This window comes from Streptomyces davaonensis JCM 4913 (genome assembly GCF_000349325.1).
Taxonomy (GTDB): domain Bacteria; phylum Actinomycetota; class Actinomycetes; order Streptomycetales; family Streptomycetaceae; genus Streptomyces; species Streptomyces davaonensis.
The window spans coordinates 3,869,739-3,884,897 of sequence record NC_020504.1; the positions used below are offsets into that span (position 1 = coordinate 3,869,739).

The following is a 15,159-nucleotide window of genomic DNA, read 5'->3' on the forward strand; positions in this document are numbered from 1 at the left end:
CACCTTTTGAGAGTTACTCTCATTTCATGGCTACTGTCACTCCGGACCCCCGCCGCTGGTGGGCCCTCTCCGCCCTGGTCGCGAGCATGCTGACCCTGGGCTTCGACATGACGATCCTCAACGTGGCGCTGCCGACCATGGCCGCCGACCTCGGCGCCACCACCGGTCAGCAGCAATGGATGGCGGACGCGTACGTCGTCGTCTTCGCGGCGCTGATGCTCCCCGCCGGACTGCTCGGCGACCGGTTCGGCCGGCGCCGGATGCTGATCACCGGACTCGGGATCTTCCTGGCCGGTTCCGCCGCGGGCGCCCTCGCCGGGGACGTGGACACGGTGATCGCCGCCCGCGCGGTCATGGGCGTCGGCGCCGCCCTGGTCACCCCGCTAGCGCTGTCCGTGCTGCCCTCGCTGTTCGCCCCCGAGGAGCGCACCAAGGCCGTCGGCGTGATGTCCGCCGCCTCCGCGCTCGGCCTGCCGCTCGGCCCGATCATCGGCGGCTGGCTGCTGGACCACTTCTGGTGGGGCTCGGTCTTCCTGGTCAACGTCCCGATGGCCGCGCTCGGCATCACCGCCTGCGTGTTCCTGCTGCCGGAGACCCGGGACCCCGCCTCTCCCAAGGTCGACACCGTCTCCACCGCGCTGACGGCGACCGGTCTCGGAGCCCTGGTCTACGCGATCATCGAGGCCCCGGTGCGCGGCTGGGCCGACCCTCTGGTGCTGGGCATGCTCGCCGGGGCCGTCCTGCTGATCACCGCGCTGGTGCTGCGCGAGCGGCGGGCCGCGCGCCCCATGCTCGACATGACGCTCCTCGCCCACCGCGGCTTCCTGTTCAACACCCTCGCCGCGACGCTGGTGATGTTCGTGCTGTCCGGCCTGCTGTTCGTGCTGCCGCCCTACCTCCAGGCCGTCCTCGGCCACGACGCCCTCGGCACCGGCGTACGCCTGCTGCCGATGATGGGCGGACTGCTGGTCGCCGCGCGGGCCGCCCAGCCGGTCGTGGCCCGGTTCGGGGCGCGCACGGTGGTGAGCGCGGGACTTGCGGTGCTGGCCTTCGCCGCGCTGCTGGGCAGCCGTACGACGGTGGAGTCCGGCTACGGCTTCACCGCGCTGTGGCTGTCGGTCGCCGGGCTCGGGTTCGGGCTCGCGGTGGTCCCGGCCATGGACGCGGCCCTCGGCACCCTGCCCGCGGACCGGGCCGGATCCGGCTCCGGGCTGCTGATGACGCTCCGCCAGGTCGGCGGCGCCGTCGGCATCGCCCTGCTCGGCAGCCTGCTAGCCGGGGTCTTCCGCGACCGGCTCGACGTCACCGGGCTGCCCGCGGGCGCCGCCGACACCGCCGGGGAGTCCGTGGTCACCGCCCACATCGTCGCCGAACGCACCGGCGCCGCCGATCTGGTGGCCTCCGCGAACAGCGCCTATGTACACGGCATGGGCGTGGTGCTGCTGGTCTGCGCCGTCGCCTCCCTGGTGGCCGCGCTGCTGGCCGCGGTGTTCCTGACCGACGCCAGGACCGACACCAAGACCGACACCGGGGAGTTGGTCCCCGACTCGGCCGATGCCCGACAATGACCTGCATGACGGCCGCACGCACCACCTCCGCCGACCTCTCCCACCTGGGACTGCGGGAGCGGAAGAAGATCAGGACCCGGACGGCGATCCGGAGCGCGACGTACGCGCTGATCCGGGAACAGGGCTACGACGCCACCACCGTCGAGCAGATCGCCGAGCGGGCCGAGGTGTCGCCGTCCACGGTCTTCCGCTACTTCCCGACCAAGGAGGACATCGTCCTCACCGACGAGTTCGACCCGCTGCTGATGGAGGAGATCCGCAAGCGGCCGGCCGACGAGCCGTGGATGGAGACGCTGCGGCATGTGATGACCAAGGCCGTCGGCATCGGGCTCGCGGAGGACCTGGACGTCCTGAAGCTGCGGTCCCATCTGATGGTCCAGGTGCCCGCGGTGCGCTCCCGGATGCTGGAGACCATGTCGGTCACCGGGAAGATGCTCACCCAGGCCATCGCCGAGCGCACCGGCCGGGACCCGGAGAGCCTGGAGGTCCGTATCTACACGATGTCCCTCATCGGCGGCCTCTCGGAGATCACCCAGTACTGGGCGGAGCACGACTTCCGCGACGACCTCGGCGAGCTGCTGAACCGCGCGCTGGCTGTCATGGAGCACGGCCTGCCCCCGGAAAAGCCCTGAACCCGGGCCGCTCCCCCATGGCATCCTGACCGCGTGACCGGACCGGAGATCCACCTCGAAGTAGCCCCCGAACTGGCCCTGTTCGTCCCGCACGGACGCCGCGTGGGCGCCACCGCGCTGACCACCGACGGAGTCTCCTCCCTCGGCCATGTCGTGGAGTCCCTCGGCGTGCCCCTCACCGAGGTCGGGACGCTGGAGGTGAACGGCCGCGAGGTGCCCGCGTCGTACGTCGCAGGAGCGGGCGACGCGGTGCGGGTGCGGGCCGTCGAACGACCCCAGCGGGTGCCCGGCGCTCCCCTGTCCTTCCTGCTCGACGTCCACCTGGGCACGTTGGCGCGGCGCCTGCGGCTGCTCGGGGTGGACACGGCGTACGAGTCCATGGACATCGGGGATCCGGCTCTTGCCGCGCGCTCGGCCGCCGAGAAGCGGGTCATGCTCAGCCGGGATCGGGGGTTGTTGCGGCGGCGTGAGCTGTTCGCCGGTGCCTATGTCTACAGCACGCGGCCGGAGGACCAACTCCGGGACGTCCTGGAGCGGTTCCGTCCGGAGCTGCGGCCCTGGACTCGCTGCACCGCCTGCAACGGGCTGCTCAGGGAGGCCACGAAGGAGGAGGTCGCGGACCAGCTCCATGGGGGCACGCAGCGGTCGTACGACGTGTTCGCGCAGTGTCAGGAGTGCGGGCGGGCGTACTGGAAGGGCGCGCACCACGAGCAGCTGGTGGCCATCGTGGAACGCGCCCTCACAGAATTCGCCTAACGCAACTTGAGGTCACGCTTCCCGCAGGCCGTTCCGTCCCTGTTCGGGTCCAGCTTCAGCGGGTCGTCCGTGCCGTTGAGCTTCAGGCGGCCGTAATCGTTCTTCTTGAGCCAGTCGCAGCGGGACTTTGTTGTCGCCTTGACGGTGGGCGGGAAGTTCGTCGGGACGCAGATGTTGGCCGAGCCGTAGTGGCGGTCGCAGCCGGAGACGGTCGGGCTGACCGCCTGCCTGGTGCGCTTCTTGCCGGGGCCCGTGACCTTGCCGGAGAGGTCGTCGGCGAAGGAGTGGACGTGGGCCGAGGCGTCCGTGGCCTTCAGGGCCGCGGGTCCTGAGAGGTGGACCCACTTGGCCACCGACGGGACTCCGTTGGCGTCGACCGCGAAGAGCATGTACCAGCCGGGCGGGGCCAGGTTGGGGTTGCTCGTCACGTTCAGGTCGATGTTGTTGCCGTCGACGGAGAGCGGCAGGTCTAGGAAGCGCTGGTTCGGGTCCGAGGAGTGCGTCACCGCCGCCGGACGGATCAGCTCCGCCTTGGCGATGGGACGGTCCACCGTGATCCGCTGCGTGTCGCCGTAGTTCCACTCGGTGTCGATCACCGAAGTGATCGCCGGACGCTCGCCCTTGAGGAGATAGGGCGGGGTGTAGATCGACACGTTGTGGTTCCAGGAGCCGTTGCCCGGGTTGTCACCGGTCGTCATGACCCGGCCGTCGGGGAGCAGGAACGCCGAGGAGTGGTAGCCGCGGGCCTCGGGGTCGGCGGCGACCTGGTCGAAGGTCTCCGTCGCCGGGTCGAAGATCGACGACTCGTAGACCGGGTTGGCCCGGTTGTGCAGGGCGCCGCCCGTCTCCAGCACCTTGCCGTCGGGCAGCAGGACCGCGGAGACGTACATCTTGCCCTGGTTGCCGGTCTCCGGCACGGGGCCGTTGCCGAGGTCGACCGTGCCCTGCGGGATCGGCGGCCCGGCCACGTAGGTCGGGTTCGGCTGCTTGAGGTCGATGATGTCGGTCAGCCGGTTGCCGTCCGGGTTGGAGTCGATGTTGCCGCCGCCCAGGGTCAGCACCTTCTGGTCCTGGGCCGGAGGCAGCAGCACGCTCGCCGACTGGTCCCGCTCGTCCTTGTTCTGGAGCCCCGGCACCTGGGTGACGGAGTTGGCGGCGTAGTCGTAGATCGCCGAACCGGTGCCCGGGATGTTGTTGCCGAAGACATGGCTGCCGGAGTAGAAGAGGCGGCCGTCCTGCATGAGGATCATCGACGGGTACAGACCCCAGTACGACCAGGTCTGGTTGACCTTCCAGAGCTCCAGCCACTTCTGCTCGGCGTCCGACCAGAGTTCGGCGGTCACCGAACCGGTCGAGTCCTCCTTCAGCCCGCCGAAGGAGATCACGTCACCGTTGCCGAGGACGGTCGCCGACGGGTACCAGTGCCCGTCGTTCATGTCGTTGGTCTTGGTGTACGTCTCGGTCTCGGGGTCGAAGATGTACGAGTCCTTGTACCCCTGGTAGCCGATCGTGCCGTCCGCCGAGGGGTAGCCCTTGTTGCCGCTCATCACCAGCACCCGGCCGTCCTGGAGCTGGACATGACCGGCGCAGAACATGTCCTTCGGCGTCGGGACGATCTTGTAGGTGCCGTTGGCCGGGTCGTACACCGCGGAGGTGAAGGTGCCCGCCTCGAACAGCTCCTCGCTGTTGCCGGAGCCCGCGATCAGCAGCACCTTGCCGTTGTGCAGCACGACGGAGTGCATGGAGCGCACCGGGTTCTGCACCGGCAGCACGTCCCAGCGGCCGTTGGCGCACTCCTCGGCGGTGCCCGTGCAGTCCGGCGGCGGGGTGACGTCGGCGACCTGTTCCATCGTGTAGTCGTCGGTGGTCGCCGAGCCGGTGCCGTAGACCGAGACGCCCCAGCTGATGCGGTCGGTGCCGGCCGGGACCTCGGGGGTGCGGACCGTGGCCTCGGTCCAACTGCCCGCCATGTCCAGTGTCTTGAGGTCGGTCCAGTACTGCCAGCCGGCCGTGGTGTCGTGCCGGAACAGGGTGAGGTTGGCGTCCGGTGTGGTCGTCTTGTACCAGAGGCCGAGGTCGTACTGCTTGCCCGCCGACACCACCGGCGCGCAGTCGGTGGACTCGGTGATCAGCGCCTTGCGGTCGCCCGAGGCACGGCGGGTCAGCTCGACCTTCATGGCCTTGGAGCCGGAGTGGGCGTCACCGACGGTCTCGAAGGTGAAGTCGTTGTCGCCCCAGCCGGACTTGGACCAGCAGTACGGCATGTCGCCGCTGCCCGCGGTCTCGAAGCCGGGGTTCTTGATCAGGTTGGCGGCTGCGGCTGACTGAGGTGTGGTCAGGAGAAGCCCGGCGGTGAGGGTGCCCACCGCGATCAGGGCCGTTCTCCGTCGGTGTCTCATGCGGTGCTCCTTGCTGTGCGGCTCCTGTGCTGCTCCCCGCCGGACTTCCTGCGGGGCAGGTAGACCAGCGCCTCGGTGGCGGCGAAGCGCAGGACGAAGGTGGTGACCAGGGCGACGGCGGTGGCGGTGAGCGCGTCCATGCCGAGCTGGTGCACGAACAGCGCGATCAGCGGGATGCGCAGCACCAGATCGGCGTTGGCGAGCAGCGCGAACCGTCCGGCGCGGTCCCACCAGCGCCGGTGCAGCCGCCGGTCGCGGAACAGCAGATGTTCGATGAGCAGGAAGTTCCAGGCCACACCGAACTGGTTGGCGACGATCTCGGCGGGCAGGTAGTGCATGCCGAGGCCGGTCAGGATCCACAGGGCGAGCAGGTTCGGCAGGAAGCCGGAGGCGCCGATCAGCCCGAAGCCGATCATGCGGGCGGCCGGGGTGGCGGTGCGCAGTCCGACCAGGTGGCGCAGGAAGCGCAGGCCCTCCTGGGCAGTCGACTTGGACTCGCCCGCGAACCGGTCCTGGAAGACGAACGGCACCTCGGCGACCTGGCGGGGGCGGCTGCGGACGGCGAGTTCGAGCAGGATCTTGTAGCCGAGGGGCTTGAGGACGTCGGCGGTGACGGCCTGGCGGCGGATCGCGAAGAAGCCGCTCATCGGGTCGCTGATGCCGTGCAGCCGGCGCGGGAAGAGGGACTTGGTCAGCCAGGTCGCCCCGCGGGAGACGGCGACCCGGTAGCTCCCGGCGAGCCCGGCCCGGCTGCCGCCCTTGATGTACCGGGAGGCGACGACGAGTTCGGCGCCCGCCCGCTCGCCGGTGGCGACCAACTCCGGTACCAGGGACGGCGGATGCTGGCAGTCGCCGTCCATCACCACGATCCAGTCGGAGGTGGCCGCCTTCAGCCCCTCCACGACCGCCCCGCCGAGCCCGCCGGCCGGTTCGTCCCGGTGGATCACGGCCACCGGGAAGGGGCAGTCCTGCGCCGCCTCCTTGATCACCTCGGGGGTGTCGTCGGTGGAGTCGTCCACGAAGACGACCTCGCAGGGCAGCCGCGCGGGCACCGACTCGGTGATCTGGTGCAGCAGTTCGCGGATGTTCGCCGACTCGTTGAAGGTCGGCACGACGATGGTGACGGCGCCCGGCTCAGGGACCTCGGAGGCCTCCAGATCCGGAACGGGGGTCGTGTATTCCTGGCTCATCGGGCGCCTCCCGCGGTCTGGATCTGCCGGATCTCGATGCGGTCCTCGCCCTTGCCGAAGACGGCGACGGGCTTCGAATGCTCCATGGCTGCCTTCACGTTCGGCAGGTCGTCCGCGTCACGCCGTACCGTCGGGGAGGCGACGACGTAGTCGATGTCCCGCCAGCCGCGCGGCATCGTCTTGGTCACCGCGGGGTCGAGGTCGGCCTTGTAGAACCAGATGACGCCGTTGCCGGGCCGGTATCCGGAGTGCACCAGGTCCAGCCAGAGCGCGTCGTCGACGAGCACCCGGGTCTTCTCGGGCTGCTCCACCTCGGTGCTGAGCCACTTCGACGCCGCCCGGTAGGGGGCGTTGGCGTCGGCGGTGACGGCGGTGCGGGCGCCGTCGTACCAGCGGGGCACGACATAGGCTCCGGCGCCGATCGCGAGGACGGCGGCGAGGGTGTACCGGCCCGCCTTGTGCACACGCCCCTTGCGCAGGACGGCATGGGCGACGGAGGCGGTGCCCCCGGCGAGGACCAGGGCGAGGAACGGAAGCGCCTGGATGATGTACATCGCCGGCAGATAGCCGCTGGGCCGCATGGCGACCAGGGCGAGGATGGCGACCGCCGCGCAGGGCCCGGCGAGGGCGCGGGCGGTGACCGACCAGCGCCAGGTGGCGAGCAGCAGCAGCGCGCCCGCGAGTCCGCCGAGGGGCAGCACCCGGTCGTAGTAGAGCCACGACTGGAGGACGCCGTAGGAGCCGGAGCCCTGGTCCAGGATGAAGCCCGAACCGGGCCTGGTCATCTGGTACTTGATGCCGTCCCACAGCGAGACGTGTCCGGCGCCGGGGAACAACTCGCCCTTGAGCAGGGCGAAGAGCGGGTACGACAGACCGATCAGGGCGCAGGCGGTGATCGCGCCGGTCACCGCGAACTTACGGGTGTCGCGGTGGCTGTGCCGCCACATGGTGACCAGGACCGCCGGGAGGACGAACAGCATCGTCTCCTTGGTCAGCACCGCGGTCGCGGCGGCGATGCCCGCGCCGAAGTGGTGCCACAGATGCCGGTTCGGGGAGGCGGCGAGGGTGAACGCCAGCAGCGTCCACATCACGGCGAGGTTGTCGAGGAAGATCTCCCGCTGGAGGACCACGGAGAGCGGGGAGAGCCCGAACAGGACCATGCCGAGTCCGGCGGCCCAGCGGGGCAGCGCCAGCCGGCGGCCGAGCACGTACACCAGGACCGCGCTGATGCCGCTGACCACCAGCATCGTGGCCCGCATCGAGCCGACGGTCATCGACTCGGGGCTGATCAGCGAGGGTATCCAGGTGAGCAGGGCTATCTGCATCCAGCCGAACGGCGGGTGGTCGTACCAGTACGTGTAGTGGGCCAGGCCCTTGCCCTCCTGGACCGCCCAGGCCTGCGCGAGGTAAGTGCCCTCGTCGTCGCTGAGGGTGGGGTAGTCGGCGATGTTCCAGCCCTGGACGACGAGGATCGCCACGAGCAGCACACCGCACAGCAGGAGGTCGGGCCGGGAGGTGCGCAGTCGCTTCGGCGGGGCGGGGCGCTCGGCCGGACCGGCTTCGGGCGCAGGCTGCCGCTGCGCGGGGACCTCGGAGGTCACCGCGGGGAGGGTGGAGGTCACGCGGGGACGTCCTCTCGGGTCACATCGGACTGGTTCAGGTGTGCGCCGACATGCGTGGTCAGCTCCCAGTCGTTACGGCCGCGCTGCTCGCGCCAGACGGCACGGATCGCGGCACCGGCGAGCAGCACCTGGTAGAAGGGACCGCCGACGATGAGCTTCAGGTAGTGCACGAAGCGGACGCGAAGTCCGTACTGCTTGCCGAAGTCGTGCAGTCCGACGAGCTCGAAGACGAAGGTGACGAGCGCGGTGACGGCCGGCAGGAAGGTGATGAAGGCGATGGACACCGGCACGTCGAGGAAGAGCGCGATGGCCACGTTGAGCGGGATGATCAGGCCGGTGAAGGCCTGGAGGAACGGCGTGGTGAGGGTGTAGCGGGCCAGCAACCGCTGCCCGAAGGTGGGCAGTTGCTTCCAGTCCTTCTTCCGGTAGACCTGGAGGAAGCCCTGGTTCCAGCGGGTGCGCTGCTTGAGCAGCGACATCAGGCTGCCGGGGGTCTCCTCCTTGGTCACCATGTCGGAGTCGTAGGCGACGACGACCTTCTTGCCGACGCTGGAGAGCCGGACACCCAGATCGCAGTCCTCCGCAAGGCAGTTGGGGTCCCAGCCGTCGGCCTCCCTGAGCACGTCCGTGCGCACGAAGACGGTGTTGCCGCCGAGCGGGATGAACCCCTTCTGCGCGTGCAGGTGGAGCCGGGAGCGGAACCAGAAGAAGTACTCCAGGCAGTTGCGCAGGCTGTACCAGCTGGAGTGGAAGTTGATCAGCTGCACGCCGCCCTGGACGACGTCGGCGCCGGTGGAGCGGAAGGCGTGGTCGACGTGGGCGAGCAGCTCCGGGTGGACCTGGTCCTCGGCGTCGAACACCCCGACGACGTCGCCGCGGCAGTGCGGCAGCGCCGTGTTCATGGCCTTCGGCTTGTTTTTCTTCTCGTGGGTGTCGACGACGACCCGCACGCGCGGGTCGCGGGCGGCGGCCCGCTCGGCGACCGCGGTGGTCTCCGGGTCGTCGTGGCCGACGATCACGATGATCTCGAAGTCGGTGTGGCTCGACTCCAGCAGCCGCTGGATGGTGTGGTCCAGCACGGCCTGTTCGTGCCGGGCCGGCAGCAGCAGTGAGAACGACAGATGCTCACCGCCGTCCGGTCTGCTGAACCGGGTGGAGGCGAGCACCTCGGGCGTGCGCCAGGCGTGCATCTGCCACCACAGCGTGAACGCGGCCATCCAGAACAACGCGAGTGAGACGACAGCAATGAAGACAGACGTCAGCAACAGATCCCCCCAGATCCCCAAGCCCCCTGTCGCGACGGGCAGTCACACGCGTCGCGTCACTGTGGAGAGATTAGGGGGGAAGTGTGAAGCGTGGGAGCTGTTCCGATAAATAGCTTGTTTCGGAACGGTGCGGGGGCTAGCGGGATCTTACCGAACACACGCGCAATTTGGGCAGCCCGAAAACGCCCCCGACCGTGTCCTGCCGCACGTCCTCAGCCGCTCAGCGCGGCCCGCAGCCGTTCCGGGTCGGTCGTCGGGGCGTCACAGGTGAAGTTACGGCAGACGTACGCGGCCGGTTCACCGCCGACCAGCGGCCGTCCGGCGAGCAGCGGAAGTTCGTCACTGTCCGGAGTCCCCGCCGCGACCACGGCACCCGGCGCGATACCGAGCAGTGCCGTGCGGTGCAGGGCGCGGGTGGCCGGGTCGTCCAGCGCGGGGCCCACGACCGCGACCTCCTTCGGCCCGTCGAGCCAGGCCTCCGCGGCGGCGAGCCCCCAGCCGATGAACCGGGGCACCCGCGGACCGAGCGCCTTCACGACCCCCAACGCCCGTTCCGCGGCGGCGCGATGAGGCTCGGCGCCGGTCTGAGCGGCATAGCTCAACAGGGCACCCGCGGCCGCCGTCCAACCGGAGGGGGCGGCGTTGTCGGTCGGGTCCTGGGGCCGGCGGATGAGCCGTTCGGCATCCACGGCCGTGTCGTACAGCGCCCCCGACCGCTCGTCCACGAACCGCGCGAGAACGTGGTCGAGCAGGAACCCGGCGAACTCCAGCCAGACCCCCTCGCCGGTGACGGACGCGAGGGCGAGGAACCCCTCGGCGACGTCGGCGTAGTCCTCCAGCACCCCCGCGTTCGCCCCGACCTGCCCGTCCTTGCTGGTACGGGCGATCTGGACGTGCTCGTCCAGATGCAGCCGTACGAGGAGATCGGCGGCGCACACCGCGGCCTCGACGAGGTCGGGGCGGTCGAAGTAGGCGCCGGTCTCGGCCAGCGCGGCGATGGCGAGCCCGTTCCAGGCGGCGACGACCTTGTCGTCCCGGCCGGGGGCCGGGCGCTCGGCGCGGGCGGCGAGCAGGCGCTCCCGCACGGAGGCGACCTTCTCGGCGACGAACAAGCCCTCGTGCTGCGGGAGTTGGAGGACGGAAGCGCCTTCCTCGAAGGTGCCCTCCTCGGTCACGCCGAAGTACTGGGCGGCGCGTTCCGCGTCGTCCCCGAGGACCTCACGAAACTGCTGCGGGGTCCAGACGTAGTAGGCGCCCTCGACATGCTTCCCCGTGCCGTCATCACTGTCGGCGTCGAGCGCCGAGGCGAACCCGCCCTCGTTCGTCCGCAGTTCCCGGACCATGAAGTCGGCGGTCTCCAGCGCGACGCGCCGGGCCAGCTCGGACCCGGTGGACCGCCACAGGTGGGCGTAGACCCGGCACAGCAGCGCGTTGTCGTAGAGCATCTTCTCGAAGTGCGGCACCACCCAGTCGCGGTCCACGGAGTACCGGGCGAAGCCGCCGCCGAGCTGGTCGTAGATACCGCCCCGGGCCATCCGCTCGCAGGTGTCGGCGGCCATCTGCAAGGCGCCCTCGGATCCGGTCCGCGCATGATGGCGCAGCAGGAACTCGATCACCATGGACGGCGGGAACTTCGGCGCGCCCCCGAACCCACCGCGCTGCGCGTCGTACTCCCGGGTGAGCCCGAGCAGCGCCCCCGCCAGCTCCTCCTCACCGGGCGCCTGCGAGTCGCCGTAGGAGATCTCCCGCTCGGCGAGATCCCGGACGATCTTCCCGGCGACCTCGGCAACCTCGTCCCGCCGCCCGGTCCAGGCCTGCTGAACGCCCTCCAGGACCTGCCGGAAGGAGGGCATGCCGTGGCGGGGGGCGGGCGGGAAGTAGGTGCCGAAGTAGAAGGGCTCGGCATCGGGGGTGAGGAAGACCGTCATGGGCCAGCCGCCCTGGCCGGTGGCCGCCTGTACGGCCTCCATGTAGACGGCGTCCACGTCGGGGCGTTCCTCGCGGTCGACCTTGACGTTGACGAAGTGCTCGTTGAGGTAGGCGGCGGTCGCCTCGTCCTCGAAGGATTCGTGAGCCATCACATGGCACCAGTGGCAGCTCGCGTACCCGACGCTGAGCAGCACGGGTTTGCCGCTGCCGCGCGCCTCCTCGAACGCCTCCTGCGACCAGGGCCACCAGTCGACCGGGTTGTCGGCGTGCTGGAGCAGGTACGGAGACGTCTCATGGGCCAGTCGGTTCGGCATGACCCCATCCTTGCGCACCCGCCCTCCCCCCGCCCATGCGCCACAGGGGCGGGGGACGAACGGGTGCGGCTCAGGGCCGGTACAGGGACTGGACTCTGGTCACCTGACCGGATCCGTCGAAGCTCAGGTCGTATCCGATGCCCGCGGAGACGGTGGGGTCCAGTCGCTTCAGCAGGGTGACGAACTCGGCCTGGGAGGCCGGCAGCGGCTCGGCCTTGCCGGCGCCGGCCGCGTCCTCGTCGCGCACCGGGGTGGTCAGCAGGATCCGGGCGTCCTCGGTCATGGTCACCGTGGTGAAGGGCCCCGTGCCGGGGGTGATCTCCCATGTGTCGAACTGGGTGTTGACCTCCTTCTGGGCGGGCCGCACCGACAGCCGGGTCACTCCGCCCTCGGTCCAGGCCTTGTCGATGGTGACGAACTGCTTGGTGGCGGCCCACGGGCTCTTGCTGGTCGACGCCTGCGGGTCCGGCGTGGTGGGGTCCGGCGTGGCGGCGACCGGTGTGGTGGGGTCCGCCGGCTCCTTGCCGCTCTCGCCGCACCCGGTCAGGACAAGGGCGCCGAGGGCGACAACGGTGAGCAGGCGCGTGGTGGCCCGGCGGCGTGCGGCAGACATGATCAACGTTCTCCTGGAAGCCGGTGTGGTCGGGTTACACGGTCTCTACGCCCCACACCGGCCCCGGGTTGCACCCCCGTCCAGGTTTTTCGGCGCCCTTCTAGCGGGCGCCCTGGATGTGGAAGTTGAAGTCGGCGTGGCCGAGGGCGCCCATCAGGCGGAGCCAGACGGGCAGCAGCATCTCGGTGCCCCGGGCGGTCTCGATGCCGCCGAGGTCGATGACACCGGGCTCGGGCCAGCCGAACGACACCAGCAATTCGGTGACCTGCTTCTTGGCGCCCACGTCCTCGCCGGAGACGAAGACGTTGTGCGCTCCGGCGACCCGGCTCGGTTCGACCATGACGAAACAGTTCATGGTGTTGAGGGTCTTGACGACCTTCGTGTCGGGGAAGGCGCGTTGGATCTGCTCGCCGAGGCTGTCGGTGTTGACCGGGTTCAGGGAGGGCGGCATGCCCTTGGAGAAGTCGAGCGGGTTGGAGATGTCGATGAGCACCTTGCCGGCCAGGTTCGCCTCATCGGCGGCGGTCAGGGCGTCGAGGGCGGCCGCGCCTGCGGTCGTGACGACGACCGTCTCACCGAAGGCGGCGGCCTCGGCGAAGGTCCGCAGCGCCACGGCGGAGTGGTCGGCGTGCCAGGTGGCGAACGGCGGGTTGCCCATGCCGTCGGGTTCCGTGCGGGCGAGGGTGGCCTGGGGGTCGCGGGTGCCGATGACGACCTCGTGCCCCAGGGAGGCGAGCTTGGTGGCGATGGTCCGGCCGACGATGCCGGTGCCGAGGACGGCGTAACGCATGCGTGTGGGTCCTTTCCGGGCTGGGCTGGGCGCGGGTCGTGCGCCCTGTCCTGAGTAATAACGAAACCGAGTCGCTCGGTATTCCAATACCCGCGCTCTCGCACCATGGCAAGCATGGGACCTGTGGAACGTTCAGGGACCTGTGGGACGCAGTCCGGCCAGGACGAGGTCCACGGCGTCCTCGGCCCAGCCGGCGCGACCGCCGCGGCCGGCCATGTAGTCGGCGTAGAAGGGGCCGAGCAAGACGGAGACGGCTGCGTCCAGGTCGGCGTCGGGGCGGATCTCGCCTCGGTCGCGGGCCTGTTCGAGGACGTGGCACAGCAGAGCGCGCCGGGGCAGGACGGTGCGCTCCCGCAGCAGGGCCAGGAGTTCGGGGGTGTGGGCCTCTTCGGCGAGGCAGGTGCCGATCAGCGCCATGCCGCGGACGCGCTCCACGGTGGCGGCGAAGTCGTCAAGGATCGCGGTCAGGTCGGCGCGGGTGTCGCCGCTCGGGGGCGGTGCGTCCACCATCCGCGCGGCGGCCAGGGCCGCGGTGAGCAGGTCGGCCTTGGTCTTCCAGCGCAGGTGAATGGTGGACTTGCTGACGCCCGCGGCCGCGGCGACCTGGGCCAGGCTCATCCGGGTGTAGCCGTGCGAGGCGAGCAGTTCCAGTGCCGCCCGGAGGATGGCGGCGTCCTTTCCGGCCGATCGCGGCCGTCCCGCGCTCTTGGTCTGCCTGGCACCCATCCGGACAGGATAGGCATCCCCGGTCGGCAGGCGCGTACCTCACTCGACGGTCAGCCAGGACGCCTCTCTCAGCGACTGGACCCGGCCCTCACCGTCGTAGTCGAGGGCGAACAGCCAACGCGGCTCGCCACTGAGCCGGTCCACCAGCTCCCCCAGCCGCATGTCCCCGGCCTTCCCACCGGCGACCTGCTCCACCTCGACCGGGAGCTCCGACGACAGGGTCAACGTGTGCACCACTCCGGTGGGTACGGCCGTTCCCCGCTCGGCCCGCACCTGCTCCACGGTGACCTGGACCGCGTCCTTCAGCACCGTCGCGTCGTACACGTAGCCGATCTCACTGGCGTACTCCTCACCCGGGGCCGGTGCCGGGGGTACGAAGGGGGACGCGCTCCGCGACGACGTCGGCTTCGTGGCGGCCGGTGCCGCCTCCGGACCGGGCACGACCAGCCACAGGCCCCCCACCGCGACGGCAACGGCCAGCAGCGCGCCACCCGACACCTGGGCCGCCCGCTTGCGACGCCGGCGCCGGTCGCCGCGTGCCCGGATCTGTTCCGCGGCCGGCGGCACGGCGAACCGTCTGCCCTCGGCGGCAAGCTCGGCGAGGCGGTCGTCCAGGCCGGTCTCGTCAGCCATGCTCCACCTCCGAAACTCGGCCCGCCCGTCGATCCAGCTCAGTATCGGCGAGAATCCTCGCCAGCGCGGCCCGGCCCCGGCTCAGCTGTGCCTTGACCGTACCGACGGGGCAGTTGGTCTCGGCGGCCACCTGCTTCACGTCCAGATCGCACAGGTGGTGGAGCACGATGGCCCGCCGCTGCGCCGCGGGGATCTGCCGCAGCGCCTGCACCAGCAGCACGTGGTGGGTGTCCGGCGGCGGCACGTTCGGCGGCGGGCCCTGGCGCCGTGCGAAGGAGAGCGAGGTACGCACCCGCCGCCACCGGCTGACCGCCAGCCGCCACGCGACGGTACGCACCCACGCCTCGGGCGCACCGTCCCTCTCCAGCCGGTCCCGGTGCTCCCAGGCCCGGACGAAGGCTTCCTGGACCACGTCCTGTGCCTCGGCACGGTCGCCGGTCATGGCGTACAGCTGGCCGATGAGCCGCCCCACGCTCCCGGCGTAAAAGGCGTCGAACGCCCCCTCGTCCATCCACCGCCCGCAGTTCCTGGTGACCGTACGTCTTTCAAGCATGCGAACAGTGCCACCCGGCACGCGGGCGGTGCAAGGAGCGTTACCTCACCGAGCCCCGCTGCGACGGTTCTTGACCGTTCTCCCGAGCCGCCGATCTTCCGGCCCCCTCCCCACGGCGCCCCGTCCGCAGGACACTTGACCAAGAAAGCCGTTGCCGCCGGAGGGGGAA

At 70.4% G+C, this 15,159-nt stretch carries 13 protein-coding genes; 3 read left to right on the forward strand and 10 right to left on the reverse strand.

The window, feature by feature from the left end:
* The first annotated feature begins 26 nt into the window (after positions 1-26).
* The 3 genes from BN159_RS16725 to BN159_RS16735 are packed head-to-tail and all read left to right on the forward strand — an operon-like array spanning position 27 to position 2,956.
* On the forward strand, positions 27-1,568 hold the full coding sequence (locus BN159_RS16725) for an MFS transporter (RefSeq protein WP_015658177.1): 1,542 nt from the start codon (positions 27-29) through the stop codon (positions 1,566-1,568).
* A gap of 5 nt (positions 1,569-1,573) precedes the next feature.
* Positions 1,574-2,200, forward strand: coding sequence for a TetR/AcrR family transcriptional regulator (locus BN159_RS16730; protein WP_106435891.1), 627 nt, complete (start codon positions 1,574-1,576; stop codon positions 2,198-2,200).
* 33 nt (positions 2,201-2,233) lie between these two features.
* Positions 2,234-2,956, forward strand: a complete 723-nt coding sequence (locus BN159_RS16735) for a Mut7-C RNAse domain-containing protein (protein WP_015658179.1) — start codon at positions 2,234-2,236, stop codon at positions 2,954-2,956.
* On the opposite strand, the gene BN159_RS16740 is transcribed toward BN159_RS16735, so the two are convergent.
* The 10 genes from BN159_RS16740 to BN159_RS16785 all read right to left on the reverse strand — a co-directional run bounded on the left by BN159_RS16740 (position 2,953) and on the right by BN159_RS16785 (position 14,948).
* Complete coding sequence (locus BN159_RS16740) at positions 2,953-5,355, reverse strand: galactose oxidase early set domain-containing protein (RefSeq protein WP_015658180.1); 2,403 nt, start codon at positions 5,353-5,355, stop codon at positions 2,953-2,955. The two genes, BN159_RS16735 and BN159_RS16740, sit on opposite strands and share 4 nt — an antisense overlap.
* Positions 5,352-6,545 carry a glycosyltransferase gene (locus tag BN159_RS16745; RefSeq protein WP_015658181.1) on the reverse strand — a complete coding sequence of 398 codons (1,194 nt, stop codon included), beginning with the start codon at positions 6,543-6,545 and terminating at the stop codon, positions 5,352-5,354. The genes BN159_RS16740 and BN159_RS16745 overlap by 4 nt, the downstream gene beginning before the upstream one ends.
* Positions 6,542-8,167 carry an ArnT family glycosyltransferase gene (locus tag BN159_RS16750; RefSeq protein WP_015658182.1) on the reverse strand — a complete coding sequence of 542 codons (1,626 nt, stop codon included), beginning with the start codon at positions 8,165-8,167 and terminating at the stop codon, positions 6,542-6,544. Before BN159_RS16750 ends, BN159_RS16745 begins: the two co-directional genes overlap by 4 nt.
* Positions 8,164-9,432 carry a glycosyltransferase gene (locus BN159_RS16755; protein ID WP_041821416.1) on the reverse strand — a complete coding sequence of 423 codons (1,269 nt, stop codon included), beginning with the start codon at positions 9,430-9,432 and terminating at the stop codon, positions 8,164-8,166. Before BN159_RS16755 ends, BN159_RS16750 begins: the two co-directional genes overlap by 4 nt.
* A 212-nt stretch (positions 9,433-9,644) precedes the next feature.
* Positions 9,645-11,675, reverse strand: a complete 2,031-nt coding sequence (locus BN159_RS16760) for a thioredoxin domain-containing protein (protein ID WP_041819415.1) — start codon at positions 11,673-11,675, stop codon at positions 9,645-9,647.
* 70 nt (positions 11,676-11,745) lie between these two features.
* Positions 11,746-12,288, reverse strand: a complete 543-nt coding sequence (locus BN159_RS16765) for a hypothetical protein (RefSeq protein ID WP_015658185.1) — start codon at positions 12,286-12,288, stop codon at positions 11,746-11,748.
* A gap of 100 nt (positions 12,289-12,388) precedes the next feature.
* Positions 12,389-13,078: an NADPH-dependent F420 reductase gene (locus BN159_RS16770; protein WP_015658186.1), complete on the reverse strand. Its 690-nt coding sequence runs from the start codon at positions 13,076-13,078 to the stop codon at positions 12,389-12,391.
* Positions 13,079-13,210: 132 nt separating this feature from the next.
* Complete coding sequence (locus BN159_RS16775) at positions 13,211-13,804, reverse strand: TetR/AcrR family transcriptional regulator (protein WP_015658187.1); 594 nt, start codon at positions 13,802-13,804, stop codon at positions 13,211-13,213.
* 39 nt (positions 13,805-13,843) lie between these two features.
* On the reverse strand, positions 13,844-14,437 hold the full coding sequence (locus BN159_RS16780; protein WP_015658188.1) for a hypothetical protein: 594 nt from the start codon (positions 14,435-14,437) through the stop codon (positions 13,844-13,846).
* On the reverse strand, positions 14,430-14,948 hold the full coding sequence (locus tag BN159_RS16785) for a SigE family RNA polymerase sigma factor (RefSeq protein WP_015658189.1): 519 nt from the start codon (positions 14,946-14,948) through the stop codon (positions 14,430-14,432). The genes BN159_RS16780 and BN159_RS16785 overlap by 8 nt, the downstream gene beginning before the upstream one ends.
* Positions 14,949-15,159 lie beyond the last annotated feature (211 nt).

What these genes read in the sequence shown, in the direction of transcription:
- BN159_RS16770 (WP_015658186.1), bottom strand. Translation starts at nt 13,078, where the DNA reads ATGCGTTACGCCGTCCTCGGCACCGGCATCGTCGGCCGGACCATCGCC.
- BN159_RS16740 (WP_015658180.1), bottom strand. Translation starts at nt 5,355, where the DNA reads ATGAGACACCGACGGAGAACGGCCCTGATCGCGGTGGGCACCCTCACC.
- BN159_RS16785 (WP_015658189.1), bottom strand. Translation starts at nt 14,948, where the DNA reads ATGGACGAGGGGGCGTTCGACGCCTTTTACGCCGGGAGCGTGGGGCGG.
- BN159_RS16745 (WP_015658181.1), bottom strand. Translation starts at nt 6,545, where the DNA reads ATGAGCCAGGAATACACGACCCCCGTTCCGGATCTGGAGGCCTCCGAG.
- BN159_RS16760 (WP_041819415.1), bottom strand. Translation starts at nt 11,675, where the DNA reads ATGCCGAACCGACTGGCCCATGAGACGTCTCCGTACCTGCTCCAGCAC.
- BN159_RS16780 (WP_015658188.1), bottom strand. Translation starts at nt 14,437, where the DNA reads ATGGCTGACGAGACCGGCCTGGACGACCGCCTCGCCGAGCTTGCCGCC.
- BN159_RS16730 (WP_106435891.1), top strand. Translation starts at nt 1,574, where the DNA reads ATGACGGCCGCACGCACCACCTCCGCCGACCTCTCCCACCTGGGACTG.
- BN159_RS16765 (WP_015658185.1), bottom strand. Translation starts at nt 12,288, where the DNA reads ATGTCTGCCGCACGCCGCCGGGCCACCACGCGCCTGCTCACCGTTGTC.
- BN159_RS16775 (WP_015658187.1), bottom strand. Translation starts at nt 13,804, where the DNA reads ATGGGTGCCAGGCAGACCAAGAGCGCGGGACGGCCGCGATCGGCCGGA.
- BN159_RS16725 (WP_015658177.1), top strand. Translation starts at nt 27, where the DNA reads ATGGCTACTGTCACTCCGGACCCCCGCCGCTGGTGGGCCCTCTCCGCC.